22 protein-coding genes, 1 tRNA gene and 1 riboswitch are annotated in these 21,936 nt (G+C 73.4%); of the genes, 16 read left to right on the top strand and 7 right to left on the bottom strand.

Annotation, left to right across the window (positions count from 1 at the left end):
- Positions 1-68 precede the first annotated feature (68 nt).
- Genes shc through ABD973_RS04215 form a run of 4 tightly spaced genes read left to right on the top strand, consistent with a single transcriptional unit; the run spans position 69 to position 5,184 of the window.
- Entirely contained in the window at positions 69-2,099 is a 2,031-nt protein-coding gene (gene shc, locus ABD973_RS04230) for a squalene--hopene cyclase (protein WP_125823164.1), read from the top strand.
- Entirely contained in the window at positions 2,099-2,746 is a 648-nt protein-coding gene (locus ABD973_RS04225) for a phosphorylase family protein (RefSeq protein ID WP_125823165.1), read from the top strand. The genes shc and ABD973_RS04225 overlap by 1 nt, the downstream gene beginning before the upstream one ends.
- Before the next feature lie 6 nt (positions 2,747-2,752).
- On the top strand, positions 2,753-3,784 hold the full coding sequence (hpnH, locus tag ABD973_RS04220; RefSeq protein ID WP_125602613.1) for an adenosyl-hopene transferase HpnH: 1,032 nt from the start codon (positions 2,753-2,755) through the stop codon (positions 3,782-3,784).
- Complete coding sequence (locus tag ABD973_RS04215; RefSeq protein ID WP_125823166.1) at positions 3,781-5,184, top strand: aspartate aminotransferase family protein; 1,404 nt, start codon at positions 3,781-3,783, stop codon at positions 5,182-5,184. Before hpnH ends, ABD973_RS04215 begins: the two co-directional genes overlap by 4 nt.
- 48 nt (positions 5,185-5,232) lie before the next feature.
- Here ABD973_RS04215 and ABD973_RS04210 read toward each other — a convergent pair whose 3' ends face one another.
- Positions 5,233-6,054, bottom strand: coding sequence for a tyrosine-protein phosphatase (locus ABD973_RS04210; RefSeq protein ID WP_386381813.1), 822 nt, complete (start codon positions 6,052-6,054; stop codon positions 5,233-5,235).
- 317 nt (positions 6,055-6,371) lie between these two features.
- Positions 6,372-6,534, top strand: a riboswitch (cyclic di-AMP (ydaO/yuaA leader).
- Positions 6,535-6,538: 4 nt separating this feature from the next.
- On the opposite strand from ABD973_RS04210, the gene ABD973_RS04205 reads away from it, so the two are divergent.
- The 3 genes from ABD973_RS04205 to ABD973_RS04195 all read left to right on the top strand — a co-directional run bounded on the left by ABD973_RS04205 (position 6,539) and on the right by ABD973_RS04195 (position 9,857).
- Complete coding sequence (locus ABD973_RS04205) at positions 6,539-7,546, top strand: peptidoglycan DD-metalloendopeptidase family protein (protein ID WP_345498543.1); 1,008 nt, start codon at positions 6,539-6,541, stop codon at positions 7,544-7,546.
- Between the two features lie 163 nt (positions 7,547-7,709).
- Entirely contained in the window at positions 7,710-8,495 is a 786-nt protein-coding gene (locus ABD973_RS04200) for an SGNH/GDSL hydrolase family protein (protein WP_125602605.1), read from the top strand.
- Between the two features lie 168 nt (positions 8,496-8,663).
- Positions 8,664-9,857: an MBL fold metallo-hydrolase gene (locus ABD973_RS04195; RefSeq protein ID WP_345498540.1), complete on the top strand. Its 1,194-nt coding sequence runs from the start codon at positions 8,664-8,666 to the stop codon at positions 9,855-9,857.
- 65 nt (positions 9,858-9,922) lie between these two features.
- Here the strand turns inward: ABD973_RS04195 and ABD973_RS04190 are convergent, their stop codons facing one another.
- The 4 genes from ABD973_RS04190 to ABD973_RS04175 are packed head-to-tail and all read right to left on the bottom strand — an operon-like array spanning position 9,923 to position 12,578.
- Complete coding sequence (locus ABD973_RS04190; RefSeq protein WP_206436594.1) at positions 9,923-10,864, bottom strand: sporulation-delaying protein SdpB family protein; 942 nt, start codon at positions 10,862-10,864, stop codon at positions 9,923-9,925.
- Positions 10,846-11,454, bottom strand: coding sequence for an SdpA family antimicrobial peptide system protein (locus ABD973_RS04185; protein ID WP_345498537.1), 609 nt, complete (start codon positions 11,452-11,454; stop codon positions 10,846-10,848). The genes ABD973_RS04190 and ABD973_RS04185 overlap by 19 nt, the downstream gene beginning before the upstream one ends.
- A complete protein-coding gene (locus tag ABD973_RS04180; protein ID WP_345498535.1) occupies positions 11,451-12,137 on the bottom strand; it encodes a sporulation delaying protein family toxin in 687 nt (228 codons plus the stop codon). Before ABD973_RS04180 ends, ABD973_RS04185 begins: the two co-directional genes overlap by 4 nt.
- A 39-nt stretch (positions 12,138-12,176) precedes the next feature.
- Positions 12,177-12,578, bottom strand: a complete 402-nt coding sequence (locus ABD973_RS04175; protein WP_125823170.1) for an SdpI family protein — start codon at positions 12,576-12,578, stop codon at positions 12,177-12,179.
- Positions 12,579-12,831: 253 nt separating this feature from the next.
- Here ABD973_RS04175 and ABD973_RS04170 point away from each other — a divergent pair, with 253 nt between their 5' ends.
- The 6 genes from ABD973_RS04170 (at position 12,832) to ABD973_RS04145 (ending at position 18,430) form a co-directional block, all read left to right on the top strand.
- On the top strand, positions 12,832-13,890 hold the full coding sequence (locus ABD973_RS04170) for a PucR family transcriptional regulator (protein ID WP_345498533.1): 1,059 nt from the start codon (positions 12,832-12,834) through the stop codon (positions 13,888-13,890).
- Between the two features lie 225 nt (positions 13,891-14,115).
- On the top strand, positions 14,116-16,389 hold the full coding sequence (locus ABD973_RS04165) for a sensor histidine kinase (RefSeq protein WP_345498531.1): 2,274 nt from the start codon (positions 14,116-14,118) through the stop codon (positions 16,387-16,389).
- 23 nt (positions 16,390-16,412) lie between these two features.
- Entirely contained in the window at positions 16,413-16,856 is a 444-nt protein-coding gene (locus ABD973_RS04160) for a roadblock/LC7 domain-containing protein (RefSeq protein WP_125595263.1), read from the top strand.
- The gene (locus ABD973_RS04155) at positions 16,853-17,290 is read left to right on the top strand and encodes a DUF742 domain-containing protein (RefSeq protein WP_125595261.1); all 438 of its coding nucleotides are present in this window, start codon (positions 16,853-16,855) and stop codon (positions 17,288-17,290) included. The genes ABD973_RS04160 and ABD973_RS04155 overlap by 4 nt, the downstream gene beginning before the upstream one ends.
- On the top strand, positions 17,268-17,888 hold the full coding sequence (locus tag ABD973_RS04150; RefSeq protein WP_125823173.1) for a GTP-binding protein: 621 nt from the start codon (positions 17,268-17,270) through the stop codon (positions 17,886-17,888). Before ABD973_RS04155 ends, ABD973_RS04150 begins: the two co-directional genes overlap by 23 nt.
- On the top strand, positions 17,885-18,430 hold the full coding sequence (locus ABD973_RS04145; protein ID WP_345498527.1) for a GAF domain-containing protein: 546 nt from the start codon (positions 17,885-17,887) through the stop codon (positions 18,428-18,430). Before ABD973_RS04150 ends, ABD973_RS04145 begins: the two co-directional genes overlap by 4 nt.
- Here the strand turns inward: ABD973_RS04145 and ABD973_RS04140 are convergent, their stop codons facing one another.
- Positions 18,431-19,327, bottom strand: coding sequence for a transketolase family protein (locus tag ABD973_RS04140; protein ID WP_125824258.1), 897 nt, complete (start codon positions 19,325-19,327; stop codon positions 18,431-18,433).
- Positions 19,328-19,347: 20 nt separating this feature from the next.
- The gene (locus tag ABD973_RS04135) at positions 19,348-20,049 is read right to left on the bottom strand and encodes a thiamine pyrophosphate-dependent enzyme (RefSeq protein ID WP_125823174.1); all 702 of its coding nucleotides are present in this window, start codon (positions 20,047-20,049) and stop codon (positions 19,348-19,350) included.
- Positions 20,050-20,194: 145 nt separating this feature from the next.
- Here ABD973_RS04135 and ABD973_RS04130 point away from each other — a divergent pair.
- The 3 genes from ABD973_RS04130 (at position 20,195) to ABD973_RS04120 (ending at position 21,896) form a co-directional block, all read left to right on the top strand.
- Positions 20,195-20,271 (top strand) — tRNA-Pro (locus ABD973_RS04130).
- Positions 20,272-20,514: 243 nt separating this feature from the next.
- Positions 20,515-20,850 carry a three-helix bundle dimerization domain-containing protein gene (locus tag ABD973_RS04125; RefSeq protein ID WP_125823175.1) on the top strand — a complete coding sequence of 112 codons (336 nt, stop codon included), beginning with the start codon at positions 20,515-20,517 and terminating at the stop codon, positions 20,848-20,850.
- Positions 20,850-21,896 carry a polyphosphate kinase 2 family protein gene (locus ABD973_RS04120; RefSeq protein ID WP_345498524.1) on the top strand — a complete coding sequence of 349 codons (1,047 nt, stop codon included), beginning with the start codon at positions 20,850-20,852 and terminating at the stop codon, positions 21,894-21,896. The genes ABD973_RS04125 and ABD973_RS04120 overlap by 1 nt, the downstream gene beginning before the upstream one ends.
- The last annotated feature ends 40 nt before the right edge of the window (positions 21,897-21,936 follow it).

The following is a 21,936-nucleotide window of genomic DNA, read 5'->3' as shown; positions in this document are numbered from 1 at the left end:
ATCCCCCCTAGGGACCCCGGCCGACGGCAGACCCGGGCACAGCCGAAGCTCTGTTCGAAGGGGAAGCCATGACAGCGACGACCGACGGCGGCGGTGCGATCACCGACGGCGCGGATCCGCGACACGAAACCACGACGGCCCCGGCCGCCACGGCCGTCGGCCCGTCCGGCGACGGCACCGGCCTGCCGACGGGCGTACGGGAGGCCGTCGACCGGGCGGTCGGCGAGCTGCTGGCCCGCCAGGACCCGGCGGGCTGGTGGAAGGGCGACCTCCAGACCAACGTCACCATGGACGCGGAGGACCTGCTGCTGCGGCAGTTCCTCGGCATCCGGGACGAGGCCGTCACCCGCGCCGCGGCCCTCTTCATCCGGGGCGAGCAGCGCGACGACGGCACCTGGGCCACCTTCCACGGCGGACCGCCCGAACTCTCCGCCACCATCGAGGCGTACGTCGCCCTGCGCCTGGCCGGGGACCCGCCCGACGCCCCGCACATGACCCGCGCCTCGGCCTGGATCCGCGCCCACGGCGGGATCGCCGCCGCCCGGGTGTTCACCCGGATCTGGCTGGCCCTGTTCGGCTGGTGGAGCTGGGACCAGCTGCCGGAGCTGCCGCCCGAGCTGGTGTTCCTGCCGCCGTGGGTGCCGCTGAACATCTACGACTTCGGCTGCTGGGCCCGCCAGACCATCGTCCCGCTCACCGTGGTCTCCGCGCTGCGGCCGGTCCGCCGGGCCCCCTTCGCGCTGGACGAGCTGCACGCCGACGCCCGCGACCCCAGCCCCGCCAAACCCCTCGCACCGCTGGCCAGTTGGGACGGGGCCTTCCAGCGCATGGACAGGGCCCTGCACCTCTACCGGCGGGTCGCCCCGCGCCGACTGAGGAAGGCGGCCATGGCGGCCGCCGGCCGCTGGATCGTCGAACGCCAGGAGAACGACGGCTGCTGGGGCGGGATCCAGCCCCCCGCCGTCTACTCCGTGATCGCCCTGCACCTGCTCGGCTACGACCTGGGGCACCCGGTGATGCGGGCCGGGCTGGAGTCCCTCGACCGCTTCACCGTGTGGCGCGAGGACGGCGCCCGGATGGTCGAGGCCTGTCAGTCCCCGGTCTGGGACACCTGCCTCGCCGCCATCGCCCTGGCCGACGCGGGTCTGCCGCCCGACCACCCCGCCCTGGTCAAGGCCGCCGACTGGATGCTCGGCGAGGAGGTCCGCCGCCCGGGGGACTGGGCCGTGCGCCGTCCCGGACTCGCCCCCGGCGGCTGGGCCTTCGAGTTCCACAACGACAACTACCCCGACATCGACGACACCGCCGAGGTGGTCCTGGCGCTCCGCCGGATCCGCCACCCCGAACCGGGCAGGGTCGAGGCGGCCATCGCGCGGGGGGTGTCCTGGAACCTCGGGATGCAGTCGAAGAACGGCGCCTGGGGCGCCTTCGACGCCGACAACACCAGCCCCTTGCCCAACCGGCTCCCCTTCTGTGACTTCGGGGAGGTCATCGACCCGCCCTCGGCGGACGTCACCGCCCACGTGGTGGAGATGCTCGCCGCCGAGGGCAGGGCCGCCGACCCGCGCACCCGGCGCGGCATCGCCTGGCTGCTCGCCGAACAGGAGCCGGAGGGGCCCTGGTTCGGCCGCTGGGGCACCAACTACGTGTACGGGACCGGGTCGGTGGTCCCGGCCCTCACCGCCGCCGGGATCGCGCCCTCGCACCCCGCCGTCCGCCGGGCCGTCCGCTGGCTGGAGTCCGTACAGAACGAGGACGGCGGCTGGGGCGAGGACCAGCGTTCCTACCGGGACCGCTCCTGGGCCGGGAGGGGTGCCTCGACCGCCTCGCAGACCGCGTGGGCCCTGATGGCCCTGCTGTCGGCGGGGGAGCGGGACGGCGACGCCGTCGCCCGGGGACTCGCGTACCTGGTGGAGACCCAGCGCCCCGACGGGACCTGGGACGAGCCGTACTTCACCGGCACCGGCTTCCCCTGGGACTTCTCCATCAACTACCACCTCTACCGGCAGGTGTTCCCGCTCACCGCCCTCGGCCGGTACCTCCACGGAGAACCGTTCGGCCCGCAGCGCCGGAGCATCCCGGCCGCGGGGGAGTCCTGATGCCCGCCGGGGCCGCCGGGGCCGGCCCCCGACCCCCGCTGCTGGTCGCCTGCGCCCTGCGCATCGAGGAGGCGGCCCTGCGCAGCGCGGGCCGCGCTGCCGCGGGCGCCGGCACGGTCCTGCGTACCGGCATGGGACCGCGCGCAGCCGACCGGTCCGTCGCCCGGGCCCTGGCGCGGCCGGGCATGGACCGGGCGGCCGTCCTCGCGACCGGGTTCTGCGCCGGCCTGGTGCCCGGCATGCACCCCGGCGACCTGGTCGTCGCCGAGGAGACCCGCGACCCCCGCGGGGCCGTCGGCTGCACCGGCACCGCCCTGCTCGCCGAGGCACTGGCCCGCGCCGCACCCGGCCGGACCGTGCACACCGGCGCACTGACCGGATCCGACCACGTCGTCCGGGGCCAGGAGCGCGCGCAGCTGCGCGCCACCGGCGCCGTCGCGGTCGACATGGAGTCCGCGGCCACCCTGTGGACCGCCGCGTCACCGGGACGCCCGGTTGCGGCCGTCCGGGTGATCGTGGACGCTCCGGAGCACGAGCTCGTCCGTATCGGCACGGTTCGCGGTGGAATATCTGCCTTCCGTGTACTACGTGCAGTAATGCCCGCGTTTTACGAATGGCACCGTTCGTTGCTGCTTCCCAGGAGGTGAATCCAGATGGCCATGCCCCTGCGACAGTCCATCAGGGTCGGGACCTATCTTCTCGAACAGAAGCTCCGCAAGCGCGAGAAGTTCCCGCTGATCGTCGAGCTGGAGCCGCTCTACGCCTGCAACCTCGCCTGCGAGGGCTGCGGGAAGATCCAGCACCCGGCCGGAGTGCTCAAGCAGCGCATGCCCGTCGCCCAGGCGGTCGGCGCGGTCCTGGAGTCCGGCGCGCCCATGGTCTCCATCGCGGGCGGCGAACCCCTGATGCACCCGCAGATCCACGAGATCGTGCGCCAGCTGGTGGCCCGCCGGAAATACGTGTTCCTCTGCACCAACGCACTGCTGCTCCGGAAGAAGATCGAGAAGTTCACCCCGTCCCCCTACTTCGCCTTCGCCGTCCACATCGACGGACTGCGCGAACGCCACGACGAATCCGTCGCCAAGGAAGGCGTCTTCGACGAGGCCGTCGCCGCCATCAAGGAGGCGAAGCGCCGCGGATTCCGGGTCACCACCAACTCCACCTTCTTCAACACCGACACCCCGCAGACGATCATCGAGGTACTGAACTTCCTCAATGACGACCTCCAGGTCGACGAAATGATGATCTCGCCCGCCTACGCCTACGAAAAGGCGCCCGACCAGGAACACTTCCTCGGCGTCGAACAGACCCGGGAACTCTTCAAGAAGGCCTTCGCGGGCGGCAACCGCCGCCGCTGGCGGCTCAACCACTCCCCGCTCTTCCTCGACTTCCTCGAAGGAAAGGCCGATTTCCCCTGCACGGCCTGGGCCATTCCCAATTACTCGCTCTTCGGCTGGCAGCGCCCCTGCTACCTGATGAGCGACGGCTACGTGCCCACGTACCGGGAGCTCATCGAGGAGACCGACTGGAGCAAGTACGGCCGCGGCAAGGACCCGCGCTGCGCCAACTGCATGGCGCACTGCGGCTACGAGCCCACCGCCGTCCTCGCCACCATGGGCTCCCTCAAGGAGTCCCTGCGCGCCGCCCGGGAGACCGTGGCGGCCAACCGGGACGCGTCGGCGTGAGCGGCGGACAGGGAGCGCGGCGGGGCTTCGACCTCGCCGCGCTGCTCGCCGAGCGCGGCGGGGAGCGCTACGAGCTGCACTCCCGCCACCTCAACCACCAGTTGCCCCGCATGCTGCACACCATCGGCTTCGACAAGGTCTACGAACGGGCCGAGGGCGCCCACTTCTGGGACGCCGAGGGCAACGACTACCTCGACATGCTGGCCGGCTTCGGGGTGATGGGCCTTGGCCGGCACCACCCGGTCGTCCGCCAGGCCCTGCACGACGTCCTGGACGCCCAGCTCGCCGACCTCACCCGCTTCGACTGCCAGCCGCTGCCCGGTCTGCTGGCCGAGAAGCTGCTGTCCTACAGCCCGCACCTCGACCGCGTCTTCTTCGGCAACAGCGGCACCGAGGCGGTGGAGACCGCCCTGAAGTTCGCCCGCTACGCCACCGGGCGGCCCAGGATCCTCTACTGCGACCACGCCTTCCACGGGCTGACCACCGGCTCGCTGTCGGTCAACGGCGAAGGCGGCTTCCGCGACGGGTTCGCCCCGCTGCTCCCCGACACGAAGATCGCCCTCGGGGACCTGGCGGCGCTGGAACGCGAACTCGCCCGCGGGGACGTCGCCGCCTTCGTGGTCGAGCCGGTCCAGGGCAAGGGCGTGCACGCAGCACCGCCCGGATTCCTGCGCGCCGCGCAGGAGCTGCTGCACCGGCACAAGGCCCTGCTCATCGCCGACGAGGTGCAGACCGGCCTCGGACGGACCGGCGATTTCTACGCGTACCAGCACGAAGTGGGCGTGGAGCCGGACCTGGTGTGCGTGGCCAAGGCCCTCTCCGGCGGGTACGTGCCCGTCGGCGCGACCCTGGGCAGGGACTGGATCTTCCAGAAGGTCTACTCGTCCATGGACCGGGTGCTGGTGCACTCCGCCAGCTTCGGTTCCAACGCCCAGGCGATGGCGGCGGGCCTCGCGGTCCTGTCCGTCATGGAGGACGAGCAGGTGGTGGCCAACGCCCGGGCCATGGGCGACCTGCTGCGCGGGCGCCTGGCGGCGCTCGTGGAGCGGTACGAGCTGCTGCACGAGGTGCGCGGGCGCGGACTGATGATCGGCATCGAGTTCGGCAAGCCCTCCTCCCTGGGGCTGCGCAGCCGGTGGGCGATGCTCCAGGCGGCCCGCAAGGGCCTGTTCGCGCAGATGGTCGTGGTGCCGCTGCTGCGCAGGCACCGGATCCTCACCCAGGTCTCCGGGGACCACCTGGAGGTCATCAAGCTGATCCCGCCGCTGATCGTGGACGAGGCGGACGTGGAGCGCTTCGTCGGGGCCTTCCAGGAGGTCATGGACGAGGCGCACGGCGGGGGCGCCCTGATGTGGGACTTCGGCCGGACCCTGGTGAAGCAGGCGGTCGGCAACCGCTGAGGCGCGGCGGCGGAGGGGTCCCCGACGGGCCCCTCCGGCCGTCCCGCCTCAGCCCTCCAGGAGCCGGTCCCGCAGCCGCTCCAGGGCCTCGGGCGCGAGCGAGAGCCCCTCGGTGAGGTAGCGCCCCACCCCGCCCCACTGCTCGTCGATGACGGCGAAGGCCGCGAGCAGGTACTCCGCGCGCGCGTCGAACAGCGGCGCCAGCAGCTCCATCACCTCGGGGGAGCGGGCCTCGGGGGCGTCGCTGCCCCGGCGCACCCGGTAGCGGTTGTGCGGGACGTTGGACTCCAGGTAGTCCGCCACGATCGCCTCGCGTTCCACGCCCAGCGCGAGCAGCGTCACCGCGACCGACAGCCCGGCCCGGTCCTTGCCGGCGGCGCAGTGCATCAGAGCCGGCACGCTGTCCAGCGCGAGGGCGTGCACGACGCGGCTGTGTTCGGCGGTGCGGGTGCGGATGATCGTGCGGTACGAGTCCGTCATGCGGGCGGCGGCCCGGCCCTCGCCCAGGAGGCCGCGGAGCTGGTCGAGCTCGCCGTCGCGGACCATCTTCCAGAACTCCCGGCCGTCGGCCGGATCCGTCAGCGGGATGTTCACGTTGCGCACGCCCGGCAGTTCGACGTCCGGGCCCTCCAGCGCGTGGTCGGCCGCGTTGCGGAAGTCGAAGACGGTGTGCAGCCCCAGCGAGGCGAGGAACTCTGTATCGGTTTCGGTGGCATGCGCCAGATGTCCGCTTCGAAACAGTCGTCCCGGCCTGACCCTCCGTCCGTCCGTGGTCGGCAACCCGCCCACGTCACGGAAGTTGCGCACTCCCGTCATCTCCGTGCCGCGTTCGGGTCCGGCCGGAAGGGGCTGGGGTATCTGCTGGGTCACGTGTACTCCTCCGCGTGGGTCGTGGTGTCCGAATTGGTCCGGTTGGGACCAACTTGCCATATGTGGAGGCGAGATCGGGCCCGGCCCCGTGAGCCAGATCATACGGTGACCGTGCGTGCCTGATCGCGGGAACCGAATTGCCTTGTGAGAGCGGTTGTTGATGGTGCGGAATGGACGCAGGGTGACCGGAATTCCATTGATCCCCCCAATCTGCGAATCCGTCAGGGAATTCGCGGCTTGTTGCCCGCCACCCCGCTCGATTACCTTCGCGATCGATCCGGGTGGACCGCCTAATCCTGCCGCCGCCCGGGAACCGCACCCGACCATCGCGCGCGGCAGGAGCGGGGGAACCAGGTAGGCCGCTGTTCCGGATCATTTCCGGCGCAGCTAGGGGTGAAGCCGAACCCGTGCACCGCACGTACGGCCGGACATCTCCAGTCCGAACCCGACAGCTCACCTCGCAGGCGCCGGAGAGGAATTCGCCATGCCCGGAAAGGGTAAGCACCGCCGTCCGAAGTCCCGTTCGATATCCCGTGGCTTCGCCGTCGCCGGAACCGGCGGAGCGGCCCTCGCGCTCCCGCTGATGGGTGCCGCCGGCGCCAACGCCGCCCCGGCCGCGTCCGTCCCCGCCCAGAGCGCGCAGGCCCCGCAGGCCCTCCGCTCCGCCGCCCCCGCGGCCGCCCCCACGGCGGCGGCACCCACCGTCTACACGGTCGTGCCGGGCGACTACCTCTCCAAGATCGCCGCCGAGCGCCACATCGAGGGCGGCTGGGAGCAGCTGTACGCCGACAACCGCGAGGCCGTCGGCGCCGACCCCTCCCTCATCCACCCGGGCCTGAAGCTGAACCTCGTCGGCGGCCAGGACGCGGCCCCCGCCCCCAAGGCCCCTGCGGCCCCGGTCGAGGAATCCTCCAGCGAGGCTCCGGCCGCGCCCGAGGGCCTGGGCGGCAAGGCCCAGGCCCCGAAGGCCGCGGGCAAGACCACCGCCGGCAAGCCCAGCCGTACGTCCGGCGGCGCGGCCGCCCAGGGCTCCGGCGCCGCCGCCAAGAGCGAGAAGGCCGCAGCGCCCGCCGCGCCGGCCGCCGCGTCCGGCTTCACCGCCCCCGTCGGCGGCGGCGTTTCCACCCAGTACCGCACGAGCGGCGCCATGTGGTCCTCCGGCTACCACACCGGCGTCGACTTCATCGCGAGCACCGGCACCACCGTCCGGGCCGTCGGCGCGGGCACCGTGGTTTCCGCAGGCTGGGGCGGTGCGTACGGCAACGAGGTCGTCATCAGGCACGCCGACGGCAAGTACTCCCAGTACGGCCACCTCTCCTCGCTCTCCGTCTCCGTCGGCCAGAGCGTCACCGGCGGCCAGACCATCGGCCTCTCCGGCGCGACCGGCAACGTGACCGGCCCGCACCTCCACTTCGAGATCCGCACCGGGCCGTCCTACGGCTCGGACATCGACCCGCTCGCCTACCTCCGCTCCAAGGGCGTGAGCATCTGACGGCACCCGCCGTCGGCACGAGGACGCGCGCGGAGCCGGGGCCCGAGGGGGGTCCCGGCCCCGCGTGTACTTATTCCTTATCCCCCGCGTGGTATAGATCACGGCCCGTCAACCCCTCATTACGTTGGCGTAGGTTGGTTGCCAAGGTGAAGGATGCTGTCCTGTGGCAGCGACGAAGACGACACTGAAGACCATCGGCTCGTACGCGGCGATCGGGGACAGCTTCACCGAAGGCGTGGGAGACCCGGGACCCGGGGATTCTTACCTCGGCTGGGCGGACCGCCTCGCCGTACTCCTGGCCGATCAGCGCGACGAGCACGACTTCCGGTACGCGAATCTGGCCGTGCGGGGCAAAGTACTCGACCAGATCGTGGCCGACCAGGTCCCGAGAGCCAAGGAACTCGCCCCCGACCTCGTGACCTTCTGCGCGGGCGGCAACGACATCATCCGCCCCGGCAGCGACCCGGACGACGTCGCGGAACGGTTCGAGGCGGCCCTCGCCGACCTCAAGGCCTCCGTGGGCCTCGTGATGATCACCACCGGCTTCGACACGCGGGGCGTGCCGGTCCTCAAGCACCTGCGCGGCAAGATCGCGACGTACAACGTCCACGTCCGCGCCATCGCCGACCGCTACGACTGCCCCGTGCTCGACCTGTGGTCCCTCAAGACCGTCCAGGACCGCCGGGCCTGGGACCACGACCGGCTCCACCTCTCGCCCGAGGGCCACACCCGCGTCGCGCTGCGCGCCGCACAGGTCCTCGGCTACGAGGTGCCGGCCGACCCGGACCAGCCCTGGCCGCCCGTCCCGCCGCGCGGCTCGGTCGACGTCACCCGCGACAACATCCAGTGGGCGCGCGAGCACCTCGTCCCGTGGATCGGCCGCCGGCTGCGCGGCGAGTCCTCCGGCGACCACGTCGAGGCCAAGCGCCCGGACCTGCTGCCGCTGTAACGGACGAGCGGGGGAGGGGGAGCGGGGGAGGGGCGGCGGGGGACGGGCAGCGGGGTGACGGCCGCCACGGCTGTCCGGACACCGCGCGGCGGAATCCTCGGGGGCCGGTGTGCGTTGGGATGGTCGTAGCACTCGACCGTCCTGTCCCGCACCCTCCCAGGAGGCGCCTTGACCGGCTCCCTTCCCCCGCGTCCCCGGCTGCGCGCCCTGCGGCCCGAAGCCTTCGGCGCGGACCCGTCCGGCGCACGGCTGGAGCGGATCCTGCGCTCGCCGAACTTCGCCGACGGCGTCTTCCAGAACCCGGTGGGGGCCCGGACCAGGCCTTCCGGATCGATGGCGGAGTTCGCCAAGCTCTACTTCCACAAGGAGCAGCGGGCCCGCCGCAGCCCCGAAGCGCCGATCCCCGTCCACCCGACCACCCTCGCCGACCTGGCCAAGCCGCCGGCCAGCGGGCTCCGGCTGACCTGGATGGGCCACTCCAGCATCCTCGCGGAGATCGACGGGCGCCGCGTCCTCTTCGACCCCGTGTGGGGCGACCGCTGCTCCCCCTTCCCCTTCGCCGGGCCCAAGCGGCTCCACCCCGTCCCGGTGCCGCTGGCCTCGCTGGGCTCCGTCGACGTCGTCGTGATCTCCCACGACCACTACGACCACCTCGACCTCCCCACCATCAAGGCCCTGGCCCGCACGGACACGGTCTTCGCCGTCCCGCTGGGCGTCGGCGCGCACCTGGAGCGCTGGGGCGTCTCGCCGGACCGGCTGCGCGAACTCGACTGGAACGAGTCGACCGAGGTCGCGGGCCTCACCCTCACCGCCACTCCCGCCCGTCACTTCTGCGGGCGCGGCCTGCGCAACCAGCAGTTCACCCTGTGGGCCTCCTGGGTCGTCAGCAGCGCGGAGCACCGGATCTTCCACAGCGGGGACACCGGCTACTTCCCGGGCTTCAAGGAGATCGGCGCCGAGCACGGCCCGTTCGACGCCACGATGATCCAGATCGGCGCCTACTCGGAGTACTGGCCCGACATCCACATGACCCCCGAGGAGGGCCTGCGGGCCCACCTCGACCTCCAGGGCGGCACCCCGGCCGGCACGCTGCTGCCGATCCACTGGGGCACCTTCAACCTGGCCTTCCACGCCTGGGCCGAGCCCGCCGAGTGGACGCTCGACGCCGCCGAGGGCGCGGGCCAGCGCGTCGCCGCCCCGCGCCCCGGCGAGCCCTTCGAGCCCGCCGGGACGCTGCCCGTCGAGCCCTGGTGGCGCCCGGTCTCCACGCCCATCGCCCACCCGTGGCGCACCCCGGCTCCGCAGGACCTGCCGCGCGGCGGCACCCGGGCCCCAGACCTGGACCTGGCCGGGGAGCGGTGACACGCGAAACGGCCGTCGGCCGTGGTGCGCACGGGAACGTGCGCACCACGGCCGACGGCCGTTTCCTAGGGCTGGAGGCGGGCGGTGAGACCGGCCGGCGGCCGGTGTGAGAGCCGGCCGCGCCAGTACGGGGCGTACGCGTCGACGCCCCGGGAGGCCGCGCACAGCACCGCCCCCACCATGACGAACCCGAAGGACACGATCCCGATCTGAAGGACGATCAGGACGTGCAGGGCCGCGCTGATCGCCGCGGCCACGGCCTGCCGGGACTCCCGGCGCAGCAGGAACAGGGCGATCAGGCCTTCCGCGAGGATGGTCCCCCAGGTGGTCAGGAGGGCGATCAGGGTGATCCCCGTCGCCCACCGGAACAGGTCGGCGAACAGGCCGGCCGCCCCGAAGTTCTCCATGCGCGCGACGTAGTACGTCGCACTGCCCTCCGACCACGGGCCGACGGGCAGCTTCGCGAGGGCGCTGTCGAGGTAGATGTACGCGACCTGGAGCCGCACCCCCCACCAGCCCGCCCAGGCGATCCCCGTCCAGACCGATCCCGCCCGGTCCCCGCCGCGGGGCCGCTGCCAGTGCCAGGTCCTCCTGTCACCGGCGCAGGCCAGGACGAGGAAGAAGGTGACGACCTGGGCGACGGCGTCGCCCCCGTCCGGCAGCGAGACCGACTGGCCCAGGGAGAGGGACGCCCAGAAGTGCAGGACGGTCGTGAAGCGGGGCAGGATCCCGCTCGCGACGACGAGGAGCAGGGCCAGCACCACCAGGCTGACCACCTGCCGGTCCGCCGTGTCCGCCAGGCAGTACAGCGACACGGCCTGCACCGGGGCCGAGCAGCCGGTCTCGGTGCCGCCCACCGGCACGAAGAGGTGCGACGCCGGGGTGAACGCCAGGACGGACGCCTGGGCCAGGGCGATCACCGACCTGCCCGCCCCGAGGGCCCGGGACTCGGCCGGGAAGCGGCGGACGGACCGCTCCAGCACCGCCGTCAGTCGTTCCCCGAACACGTCGCCTCCACCACGGCGGCCCTCTTGTCGAGGCGCCACCCCTCGTACCGGTCACGGAACTTCCACGGGACCGGCCTCGTCTCGACGAGGACCACCCGCCCGCACAGGGTCGGGACCGGGGAGGTGTTCTCGACGGAGACGGCTCCCGGGGACCCGGCGACCACGGCCGGGCAGTCCCCCTCGATCCCCTCGCAGTCCCGCCACGTCCGCACCTGGTTCGCCATCGCCGCGACCTCGGGGCCCTGCGCGCGCTGGCGGCGGGTGAGCCCGTAGAGGTTCTCCGCGCGCGAGTTCGGCAGCAGCGCGGCGTGCGCGACGCCACCGTCGGAGACCAGGTAGGGGACGAACTCGGGGTCGCTCGGGGGCTTGGTGAAGAAGGCCCAGCTCTGCGGCAGGAGCCTCGCGGACAGCGCCCTCAGGTCACCCCCGTCGCGCGTGGAGAGCACGTTGCTCGGAAGCGAGAAGAAGACCGATCCGGCCAGCAGGGCCCCGACCAGCAGGACGCCTCCCGCGGCGGAGACCAGGACCCGGACCGGGACACCGGGGTGATCGGCGGCGTGCTGCTCCGTGGCCGCCGGGCCGTGCCTCACGTGAGGGCGGACGTCAGGGCGTCGACGAACGCGTCCCGCTCGATGTCCGAGCCGTTCGGGCTGCCGTCCTCCAGGTACCAGGTGACGACCACGAGGGTGGCGAGGGCGTTGGTGGCGACCCCCGCGTTCGTGTAGGCGACGGCGTTGGCGGCGCCCACGGCGTTCACGTAGACGGCCACGTAGGCGCCCATCCAGAACCAGCCGCGCGCCTGGGCCACCCCGGCCGGGCCCGCGCCGTCGCCGGCCGGCCGGGAGGTCTGCCCGAGCCACTTGTTGAAGGAGACCGAGAAGTCGCGGAGCGCGGCGTCGACGCGCACCGGATCGCCACTGTGGAACCCGGCCGCCGTGTCCTCGTGGAACCCGGGGTGGGCGGCCAGGTATCCCGCGATGACCCGGTCGAGCGCCTCGTCGTCGGTCCGTGGCTTGGCGGGATCGAAGCTGAGCATCCGCTTCAGCTCGGGGTGCGCGTCGGCGATCGGACCCTGTGCGGCGAGCAGCAGCCGCAGCAGATCCGTATCGCTGTATTCCGCGGTGTTCTTCGCCGCGTCCTTGAGCCGTGCCCTGCCCGGCGCGGAAGTGCCGTGGCCCGCGTCCGCGAATGCGGTCTGGGCGGTGATGCCGCCCCCGACGATGACCGAGACGAGTGCCGCCGCGGCAACGGTCTTTCTGGAAAGGGAGTTCATGCCGTCCTCCTTGGACGTGTGGTGTTTCTTCGATGCCGTTCAGTGCGGGCCGGACGGGCGGTCCGGGTCGTCGGCCGCGCGTGCGGCCGCATTCGCCTTGACCGCCGCCGTCACGAGGAGCGCGAGGAACGCCACGGTCCCGGCCGCCGGGACCACGAGGGCCGCCGGGCTTCCCGAGCCGGTCGACGCCGCCGCCACGGCCAGGGCGAGGGAGACCGCGGCCGCGGCGTAGGCGGTCAGGAACGCGACGGTCAGCATCGGAGCGGCCGCCGCGTGCCCCGCACGCCACGCGCCGTCCGAGGCCATGGTCGCCCTGGTGCGGATTCCCAGCGCCGAGTTGCGCCCTGTCGCGCCGCTCGCGACCTGGTTCCTCGTGTAGTGGACCACCGCGCCCATCGCGACGAGTCCTGCGGCGAAACCGAAGCCCGCGGTCGGATCCACTTTTCGTCCTCCAAGAACGCAGACGTCAACGGCATGCGGCCGGAGCGTGGCCCGCGCCGCAAACGATCATGAACATCCTGGCTGCCGGAGGACCGCATTTCACTGCCCGATTCCGGCAGATTCGCCGCCCCCGCCTTGCCGGAGTCCGTCACCCGCACCGCAGCCGGGGCCCGCCGTCGGCGAATTGGCGTATTTCGCGGTCTTTTACGTACTCTTGACGCCGCATTGACCATGGAAAACAAAGGAGAACGGGGTGGCGGAGCACCGGATATCCCCCGAATACCTGGCCGGGTACGAACGGATCCTCGCCGACGTGGCCGAGACCGGACGGCCCCTGAGCCGGGCCGAGTTGCGGACCCGCAGGGAGTTCGGGGAGCGGGCCGCCGAGGCCGGCCACGGCCTGCGGACCCTCGTCGGCGGCCACCTGCTCGCCACCCGTGCCGCCTGGCCCGGCCCGGACGCACCCGCCCACCGCCTCCTCGCCGCCGTCGAGCAGGCGATCGACGCCTTCGTCGAGGGCTTCGAGCACGCCCAGAACGCCGCCGTCCGCCAAGAGGAGGCCGCCCGCCGCGAGTTCGTCGACGACCTGCTCTACGCAGGAAGCGACCTCGGCCGGCTGGCCGAGCGCGCCGAACGCTTCGGACTGCGCTTCTCCCACACCCACGCCGTCGCCGTCGCCGGCCACCGCGCGTCCGACGACGACTCCGGCTCCCTCCTGCGCCGCGTGGAACAGGCGCTGTTCGCCCGCTTCGGCGCCCGCCGCATCCTGCTCACGACCAAGGACGGCCGGCTCGTCTGCGTCGCCCCTGGCGACCAGGACGAGGTCCTCACCCACTTCGCCCGGCAGGCCCGCGCCGCCGCCGACGGCACCCCCGTCGCCATCGGACGCCCCCACAGCGGCGCCGGCGGCGTCGTCCACTCCTACGAGGAGGCCCTGGGCGTCCTCGACCTCGCCGAACGCATGGACCTCGCCGGGCCCGTACTGCGCGCCGCCGAACTCCTCGTCTACCCCGTCCTCACCCGCGACCGGGACGCCATGGCCGACCTCGTACGCCACACCCTCGGCCCGCTCCGCGACGCCCGCGGCGGAGCCGTCCCCCTGCTCGACACCCTCACCGCGTACTTCGACACGGGCTGCAACGCCGCCGCCGCGGCCCGGCGCCTCAGGCTGGGCGTGCGCACCCTCACCTACCGCCTCGAACGCGTCCACCAGCTCACCGGCGCCGACCCCGCCGACCCCGAACACCGCTACATGCTGCAGACCGCCGTCATCGGCGCCCGGCTCCTGGACTGGCCGCGCCAGGAGCTGTGAGCCCCGCACCGCCCCGGCGGCGCACGCCCCCGCCCGTGCGGGAGCAAGCGCTCCCGGCGCATTCGGGCTGTCGTACGAGCGCTCCATCGGGAGCGGGAAGCACCCCGGTGAAGTTCCCCAACTGGGCAACAGCTGCGGGATCGTGCGGTCTAGCGTGGGTATCCGGTGATCAACACCGGGCCCCGCGACTCGCTGGGGGCCGGGCCCCACGTACCGAGGACGCCGATGTCCGGACTCCGCGCCGCCCGCCACTCCCCGTCGAGACACGCCGTCAAGGGACCGGGCCGGCAGATACGCCCCCAGCTGATCCGCGCCGCCGTACTGCCCACGCTCGCCGCCGGGCTCAGCGGCGCCGCCGCGGTCATGTTCACCCTCCACCTCGGCGGGGGATCCGGAGCGCGCGACGACCGGCTCTGGCCCGTACTCGCGGGCTGCGCCCTGCTCGCCGTCGGAGCGCTCGCGGCCGCCCTGCTCGGGGCCCAGCGCGCCGCCAAGGCCGTCCGGGACCGCTGCGAGGCGCTGCGCCGCTCCAGCGTGCGCGGGCGCGAGGAACTGCGCACCGCCGCCGAGCGGCTCGCCCGCGGGGAGGGTCCCGTCCGCCCCGTCCGCGGGGACCGGGCCGGGGCCCCGCCGGAGGGCGAGCAGGCCGGGGTGGACGAGTTCTGGCTGCTCGCGCAGGAGCTGCGCGGCGCCCGGGAGCAGGCGCAGACGACCCTCGTACGGCTGGCCCTGCCGGCCGCGCCGACCGACAGCGACCGCAAGGTGGAGGTCTTCGTCAACCTCGCGCGCCGGCTCCAGTCGCTCGTGCACCGCGAGATCTCCCTGCTCGACGGGCTGGAGGACACCGTCGAGGACCCCGACCTGCTCAAGGAGCTCTTCCACGTCGACCACCTCGCCACCCGGATCCGCCGGCACGCCGAGAACCTCGCGGTGCTGGGCGGGGCCGCCTCCCGGCGCCAGTGGACCCGGCCCATCGACCTGAGCGAGGTGCTGCGGTCCTCGGTGGCCGAGGTCGAGCAGTACACCCGGGTCAAGGTGGTGCCCCCGGCGGGCGGCACCGTCCGGGGCCACGCCGTCGCCGACGTGGTCCACCTGCTGGCCGAACTCGTCGAGAACGCCACGGTGTTCTCCGCCCCCGACACCGACGTGGTGGTGCGGGCCGAGCGGGTCACCGCCGGGATCGCCGTCGAGGTCGAGGACCGCGGGCTGGGCATGCCGGCGGAGGAGCAGCACCGGATGAACACCCTGCTGGCCGACCCCGACCAGGTGAGCGTCCGGCACCTGCTGGCCGACGGGCGGATCGGCCTGTTCGTGGTCTCGGCGCTGGCCCGGCGGCACGGCATCGCCGTCGAGCTGAAGTCCAACATCTACGGCGGGGTGCTGGCGGTCCTCGTACTGCCCCAGGGCCTGCTGGGCGCGGAGGCCCCCGGCGCGGCCGACGCGGCGGGCGGCTCCCGGGCCACCTCGTGGGGCACCGTCTCCTGGCCGGACACCCTGCGCCCCGTGCCCCGCGACCCCCTGCCCCCGACGGCCCGGCCCACCCGCCCGGCCCCGCCCCCCGCCGCCGAACCGGGCCCGGCCCGGACCCCGTTGCCGTACGCGGCCGAGGGCCGGCGCCCGGGTGGCCCCGACGGCCTGGCCCCGGCGCCCGCGGCCGACCCGGACCCGGCCGCGTTGCCGTACGCCGCCGAGGGCCGGCGCGCGGGCGACGACGTCCCGGACGCGGCGTACGTCGTCGACCCGGCCGGCGGGGCGGCCCGGGGCTTCTGGCAGGCGCCGGAGAGGGGCCCGGTAGCCACCCCGGCCCGGGAAGCGGCTCCGGCCGTGGAGGCGGCTCCGGCCGGAGGTGCGGTGCCGGAGCCGGCCGGGGGGCTGGACGGTGTCCTGGCGCCGGCCCTGCCGCCGGCCCCGGCCCCGGGTTCCGAGCCGACGGCGTGGGGCGCGGAGCCCGGCCCCGGCGCGGGCGGCGCCGGACTCGGGCCGGTCGTCGCCGCGCCGGGACCCGGCGGATCCGTCTGGGCCTGGGGCCCCGCAGCCGAGGAGGCCCCGGACCCGGACCCCGCCTGGCCCCTGGACCCCGGCACCGGCGCGGTACCCGGCCCGGACCCCGCCTGGCCCCTGGACCCCGGCACCGGCGCGGTACCCGGCCTGGAGCCAGCCTGGCCCCTGGACCCCGGCACCGGCGCGGCAGCCGGCCTGGAGCCGGCCTGGCCCCGGCACCCGGGCCCCGGGACCCCGGAACCGGGCGCGCGGCCCGGCCCCGCCCGGGCCTGGGCGGCGCAGCCCCCGCCGCACCGCGTCCCCCCGCAGAGCCCCGCCCCCGAAGCGGCGCGACCGCCCCTTCCCCGGCGCCGTGCCCAGCAGCACCTCGTGCCCCAGCTGCGCGAGGCCCCCGCCCCCCGGCGGACCGACGAAACCGAACAACCCCTGCACGACCCCGGCCTGATGGCGGCCTTCCAGCGGGGCTTCGGCCTCGCCCAGACCGACGAACAGGCATGAACCCCAGCAAGGAGCACACCCCCATGGCCGGCGAACTCGCGACGAAGACAGGCAGTAAGACAGGCAGCCTCTCCGATCTCGACTGGCTGCTCAGCGGTCTGGTCCAACGGGTCCCGTACACCCGCAGCGCGGTCCTGCTCACCGCCGACGGACTCGTCACCTGCGTCCACGGCCTGGACTCCGACAGCGCCGACCACATGGCCGCCCTCGCCTCCGGCCTCTACTCCCTCGGCCGCAGCGCCGGCGCCCGCTTCGGGGACGGGGCAGAGGTCCGGCAGGTCGTCGTGGAACTCGACACCGCACTCGTCTTCGTCTCCGCCGCCGGCTCCGGCACCTGCCTGGCGGTGCTCGCGGACCGGGAAGCCGACGCCGGCGTGCTCGGCTACGAGATGGCGATGCTGGTCAAGAGCGTACGGCCGTACCTGGCGGCCCCGCCGCGCCGGCCCGTCGCCGACGCGGAGCGATGAGGGCCTGGGCGAGGGGGGTCCACGGTTTCCCGCCGGCCGGCTTCGGCACGGCCAGGGACACGCCCTGGCTGGACGACTCCGCCGGCCGGGTCATGCGCCCGTACACCGCCTGCGGCGGCCGGACCCGTCCCGCCGTCGCGCTCGACCTGCTGTCCCGGATGACCGCCACCGGCGTCCGCCCGGGCATCCCGCTCGGAGCCGAGCACACCCTCGCCCTGCGCGCGTGCGCCGGCGCGGCGGCGGTGACGGTCGCCGAGGTGGCCGGGCAGCTGCGGCTCCCGGCCGTGGTGGTGAAGGTGCTGCTGTCCGACCTGATGGAGTACGGGGCCGTCATGGCACAGGCGCCCCGCTTCCCGAGCGGCGGCGGCTCCTTCGCCGCCGACGACCTGTGCCTGCTGCGGGCGGTGCTCGATGGCCTTCGCCGACGGCTCTGAGACGGCCGCCCCGGCCCTGCCCGCGACCTTGAAGATCCTGGTCGCGGGCGGCTTCGGGGCGGGGAAGACCACCTTCGTGGGCGCGGTCAGCGAGATCGAGCCGCTGTGCACGGAGGAACTCCTGAGCGGGCTCGGCGAGAGTTCCGACCGGCTCGACGGGGTCACGTCCAAGACGGCCACGACCGTCGCCCTGGACTTCGGCCGCCTCACCCTGGACGACCGGCACGTCCTGTACCTCTTCGGCACGCCCGGGCAGGAGCGCTTCTGGTTCCTGTGGGAGGAACTGTGCGCGGGAGCGCTCGGGGCCGTCGTCCTCGCCGACACCCGCCGGCTCGCCGACTGCTTCCCCGCCGTGGACTTCTTCGAGCGGCGCGGGATCGGCTTCGTCGTCGCCGTCAACGAGTTCGACGGGAGCCACCGCTACACCTCCCAGGAGGTCCGCGACGCCGTCGGCCTCGACCCGGACGTACCCGTCGTGCGGTGCGACGCGCGCCTCACCCGCTCCGGTACGGGGACCCTGGCCGCCCTCGTCCACCACCTGCTGTCCACGGCCCGCCAGGGCCGCCCACCACACCCGGATCCGGGGGAACCGCCATGACCCAGTACGAATCGACCGGCCACCTGCTGCTCACCCCCGTGGACCGGGAGGCGCCCGCGCGGGCCCTGCGGCTGCGCGAGATGGGCCTCGGCGAACGCGAGGACGCGGAACTCGACGACTTCGCCCGCAGGGTGGCCCGGACGCTGCAGGCCCCCTACGCGGGCGTCAACTTCGTCGGCGAGGAACGGCAGTTCTTCGCCGGCCTGCACCACGGCCCGGACGCCGCCGCCAGCGGCTACCCGGCCCGCGTACTGCCCCGGGACCACGGCTACTGCCCCCACGTCGTGGTGCGGCGGCGGGCCCTGGTCCTGGAGGACGTACGCGACTTCGCGCGCTTCGCGGGCAACGCGGTCGTCGACGAGAGCGGGGTGCGCTCCTACCTCGGAGCGCCCCTGACCGACCGGCGCGGCTTCGTCCTCGGCACCGTCTGCGCGGTGGACGTGGTGCCGAGGCGGTGGGGGACCCAGGGACTGGCGACCGTCAAGGACCTCGCGTCCGAGCTGGTGGAGCTGCTGCACGCCCGGCCCGGCCGCCGGGGGTGATCAGCGCAGGAAGCCGGTGATCCGTCCCCGCAGGGAGCCCGCGTCCAGGCCGTGGGCGGCGGTGTGCTCGTCGATCGTGCCGTAGCGGCGCAGCTCGGCGCGCCCCACGCCCAGCGGCAGCACCCGGTGCGGGAGGTCCACGAGGGCCTGTCCGGCGGCCGCCGCCGAGGTGCCCGCGAGGTACGGCTCCACCAGCACCACGTCCGCCGAGGCCCGTCCGGCGGCGGCGCGCAGGGCCGCGTCGTCGAAGGGGCGCACGGTGGCCGCGTACAGGACGGTGACGTCGAGCCCCTCGGTCGCCGCGAGGACGTTGTCCAGTAGCGGCCCGACGGCCAGCACCACGCCCGCGCGTCCCTCCCGCACGGTCTGGAAGCGCAGGTCGCCCAGGGGGCGCGGCGCGGCGTTCGACTGCTGGGAGAGCCGGACGTACACCCGGTCGTCCCCGGCGGCGTAGGCGTGCCGCAGCAGCGCCTCCGCCTCGTCGGGGTGGCCGGGGACGTGGACGGTCCAGCCGTCGAGGGTGTCGAGCAGGGCGACGTCCCCGGGTGCCATGTGGGTGAAACCGCCGGCGGGCCAGTCGTAGCTGGCGCTGGCACTGACCAGCACCCCGCCCGTGCCCTGGTGTCCGAAGTCCAGCTTGACCTGCTCGAACGGCCGCTCGACGAGGAAGCTGGCGAAGGTGTGCAGCACGGGCCGCAGCCCGGTGAGGGCCAGCCCGCCGCCCACCCCGACGAGCAGCTGCTCCCGGATCCCGACGTTGATCACCCGGTCCGGGTGCCGCTCCTGGGCGGGCCGGAAGCCGTCCATGGAGATCTCGGCGAGCACGACTGCCAGCCGCCGGTCCTCGTCGAGCAGCCGCGACGTGACCGAGATGAACCTCTCCCGCATGGTGTCCATGACGTCCATGCCCCTTCCCCTCAGAACTTCTTCTCGACGCGGGCGACGACGGCGTGCGGCCGGCCCGGATGCGGTGCGGTGAAGGCGGCGTGCAGCGCCGCGTGGTCGCGCCCGTCCACGGTGACGGCGCTCCAGCCGGCCGCCTCGAAGCGGGAGGCGATCCCGCCGGGCCAGCCGTGGGTGGCGGAGTCGTTGTCGATCACCACGGTGTGCAGGGCCTCCAGCCCGGCCGAGCCGGCGTGGGCGATGGCCTCGTGGTTGCTGCCCTCGTCGAGCTCCGCGTCCCCGATCAGCACCCACACGGCGGCCCCGTCCAGCCCCTGGGCCCGCAGCCCGAGCGCGCTGCCGACGCCGAGCGGCAGCCCGTGCCCGAGGGAGCCGCTGGAGATCTCCACGCCGGGGATCAGGGTGCGGTCGGGATGGTGGCCGAGCGGGGAGTCGTACGCCCCGAAGCCGGGCAGCCAGTCGACCGGGAAGAACCCCTTGGCGGCGAGCACGGCGTAGTAGGCCATCGGCCCGTGCCCCTTGGAGAGCAGGAACCGGTCCCGCCCGGCGTCCCGCGCGTTCCCGGGCCCTACGCGCAGCACCCGGTCGTAGAGCACCCACAGCACGTCGAGGGTGGAGGTGGCGGCGGGCCCGTGCTTCTCGGCCCCTGTCATGAGCGCGATCAGCCGGTCCAGATCCTCGTAGCGGAGCCCGGTGTCCGCGGATACCTGTGTCATGCACCAACCGTGCAACCTCAAGCAGGCTCGAGGTCAACCCCCGCCCCCCGCGCCGCCCCGGAAAAGGTGCGCGCGACCACCCCCCGAAGTGCGGTATTGTTCTCGTGCCGGTCAGGCCAGGGGGAAACCCCAGGTCAGCAGGCATCGGGACGTGGCGCAGCTTGGTAGCGCACTTGACTGGGGGTCAAGGGGTCGCAGGTTCAAATCCTGTCGTCCCGACCACGCGGAAACGCAGGTCGGAGGCCGTTCTCTCATCCATGGGAGGACGGCCTTTCGTGCGTCCCGGGCCAGGGCGCTCGCCATGTGGTCGCACGTCCGGTCCGCGGCCGGGCGGGCAGGTGCGGGTCCCCGGAGGGCGATCTTGTCCGGGTGAGCAGACAATGAGCGGCAAGGGCCCTCTCGTGGTGATGGCGAGAGGGGCGGTTCTGCGGTCTGGAGGTCGTGGAACATGGGATCGGTACCGCCATGACGATCGAGGAGCAGACCCGTCAGGCCGACGTGCACCCTCCCGCCGAGGGCTCGATCGGCCTTCCCCGGCCGACGGAGCGGGCCGGCCCCGCGACGCCGCCCAGCGGCTCCCCGCCCGGCCCGTACGAGGAATCGGCGACGATCCGGGACATGGTGACGCGGCTGCGCGCCGCCTTCCCGTCCGTGGACGGGGCGACCGTCGAGGCGACGGTCAGGGCCGAGTACGACTCGTTCCGCGAGGCCAGGATCAGGGCCTTCATCCCGATCCTGGTCGAGCGGCGTTCCCGCAGGGCGCTCGGCGCCGCCTCGGAGCAGACAAGGAACGATCGCTGATGTCCGATGAGAGAGCCGAGCGCATCGCGGACTTCATCCGGCCGCTCCGGGTGGAACCCGGGTCGGACGTGCTCCTTTCCCGGGACTTCGATCCGCGCTACAAGGCCGGACTGAAGAAGCGTGAAGGGATCGAACTGCTGCGCAACGGGGTGTCGTTGCTGGCGGAGTACCAGGAGCGGCTGGCCGCCCAGGACACGTACGGGGTGGTCCTCTGCCTCCAGTCGCTCGACGCCGGCGGCAAGGACGGGACGATCCGCCACGTGATGAGCGGCGTGAACCCCCAGGGAGTACGGGTCAGCAGCTTCAAGGTGCCCTCCGCGGAGGAACTCGACCACGACTACCTGTGGCGTTACGGACAGCGGCTGCCCTCGCGGGGCGAGATCGCCATCTTCAACCGCTCGCACTACGAGGAAGTCCTGGTCGTGCGGGTCCACCCCGAGGTCCTCGCCCGCCAGAACCTGCCCGAGGACTCGTGCGGGCCGGGCCTGTGGGACCGGCGGTTCCGGGAGATCAACCGCTGGGAGCGCTACCTCACGGACAACGGCTTCAAGGTGGTGAAGATCTTCCTGAACCTGTCCAAGGAGGAGCAGCGCATCCGTTTCCTGAAGCGGATCGACCTGCCGGAGAAGAACTGGAAGTTCTCCGCGGCCGACGTCCGCGAGCGGCGCCACTGGGACGACTACCAGCACGCGTTCTCCGAGATGCTCTCGGCCACCAGTACGAAGTGGGCGCCCTGGTACGTCGTGCCGGCGGACCGGAAGTGGTTCGCGCGGATCTGCGCGGCGGCGGTCCTCGCGCACACCATGATGGACATCGATCCCCAGTTCCCCGACGTGGGCGAAGAGGCGCGCAAGGAGCTGCTGGTGACCCGGCGGGCGCTGGAGGAGGAGGCACCCGACGGGGCCGAGGCCGACCGGTACGCCGCCGTACACCCCGGGAAGAGCAAGAAGAAGAGCAAGAAGAAGAGCAAGAAGAAGAGCAAGAAGAAGAGCAAGAAGAAGAGCAAGAAGAAGAGCAAGAAGAAGAGCAAGAAGGGGAAGGCCTAGCAGCCAGGACCGTCGTACCGGCCCGGACCCGTCCGCGGCC

The sequence above is a fragment of the Streptomyces racemochromogenes genome (assembly GCF_039535215.1).
Lineage (GTDB): Bacteria > Actinomycetota > Actinomycetes > Streptomycetales > Streptomycetaceae > Streptomyces > Streptomyces racemochromogenes.
Note: the sequence above shows the minus strand (reverse complement) of the source record. Positions and strands in the feature narration are given on the sequence as shown.

Bases quoted from the DNA above. Each gene is read 5' to 3' on its own strand.
- shc (WP_125823164.1), top strand. From the start codon at position 69: ATGACAGCGACGACCGACGGCGGCGGTGCGATCACCGACGGCGCGGAT.
- ABD973_RS04225 (WP_125823165.1), top strand. From the start codon at position 2,099: ATGCCCGCCGGGGCCGCCGGGGCCGGCCCCCGACCCCCGCTGCTGGTC.
- hpnH (WP_125602613.1), top strand. From the start codon at position 2,753: ATGGCCATGCCCCTGCGACAGTCCATCAGGGTCGGGACCTATCTTCTC.
- ABD973_RS04205 (WP_345498543.1), top strand. From the start codon at position 6,539: ATGCCCGGAAAGGGTAAGCACCGCCGTCCGAAGTCCCGTTCGATATCC.
- ABD973_RS04180 (WP_345498535.1), bottom strand. From the start codon at position 12,137: ATGAACTCCCTTTCCAGAAAGACCGTTGCCGCGGCGGCACTCGTCTCG.
- ABD973_RS04165 (WP_345498531.1), top strand. From the start codon at position 14,116: ATGTCCGGACTCCGCGCCGCCCGCCACTCCCCGTCGAGACACGCCGTC.
- ABD973_RS04160 (WP_125595263.1), top strand. From the start codon at position 16,413: ATGGCCGGCGAACTCGCGACGAAGACAGGCAGTAAGACAGGCAGCCTC.
- ABD973_RS04155 (WP_125595261.1), top strand. From the start codon at position 16,853: ATGAGGGCCTGGGCGAGGGGGGTCCACGGTTTCCCGCCGGCCGGCTTC.
- ABD973_RS04150 (WP_125823173.1), top strand. From the start codon at position 17,268: ATGGCCTTCGCCGACGGCTCTGAGACGGCCGCCCCGGCCCTGCCCGCG.
- ABD973_RS04145 (WP_345498527.1), top strand. From the start codon at position 17,885: ATGACCCAGTACGAATCGACCGGCCACCTGCTGCTCACCCCCGTGGAC.
- ABD973_RS04140 (WP_125824258.1), bottom strand. From the start codon at position 19,327: ATGGACACCATGCGGGAGAGGTTCATCTCGGTCACGTCGCGGCTGCTC.
- ABD973_RS04135 (WP_125823174.1), bottom strand. From the start codon at position 20,049: ATGACACAGGTATCCGCGGACACCGGGCTCCGCTACGAGGATCTGGAC.
- ABD973_RS04125 (WP_125823175.1), top strand. From the start codon at position 20,515: ATGACGATCGAGGAGCAGACCCGTCAGGCCGACGTGCACCCTCCCGCC.
- ABD973_RS04120 (WP_345498524.1), top strand. From the start codon at position 20,850: ATGTCCGATGAGAGAGCCGAGCGCATCGCGGACTTCATCCGGCCGCTC.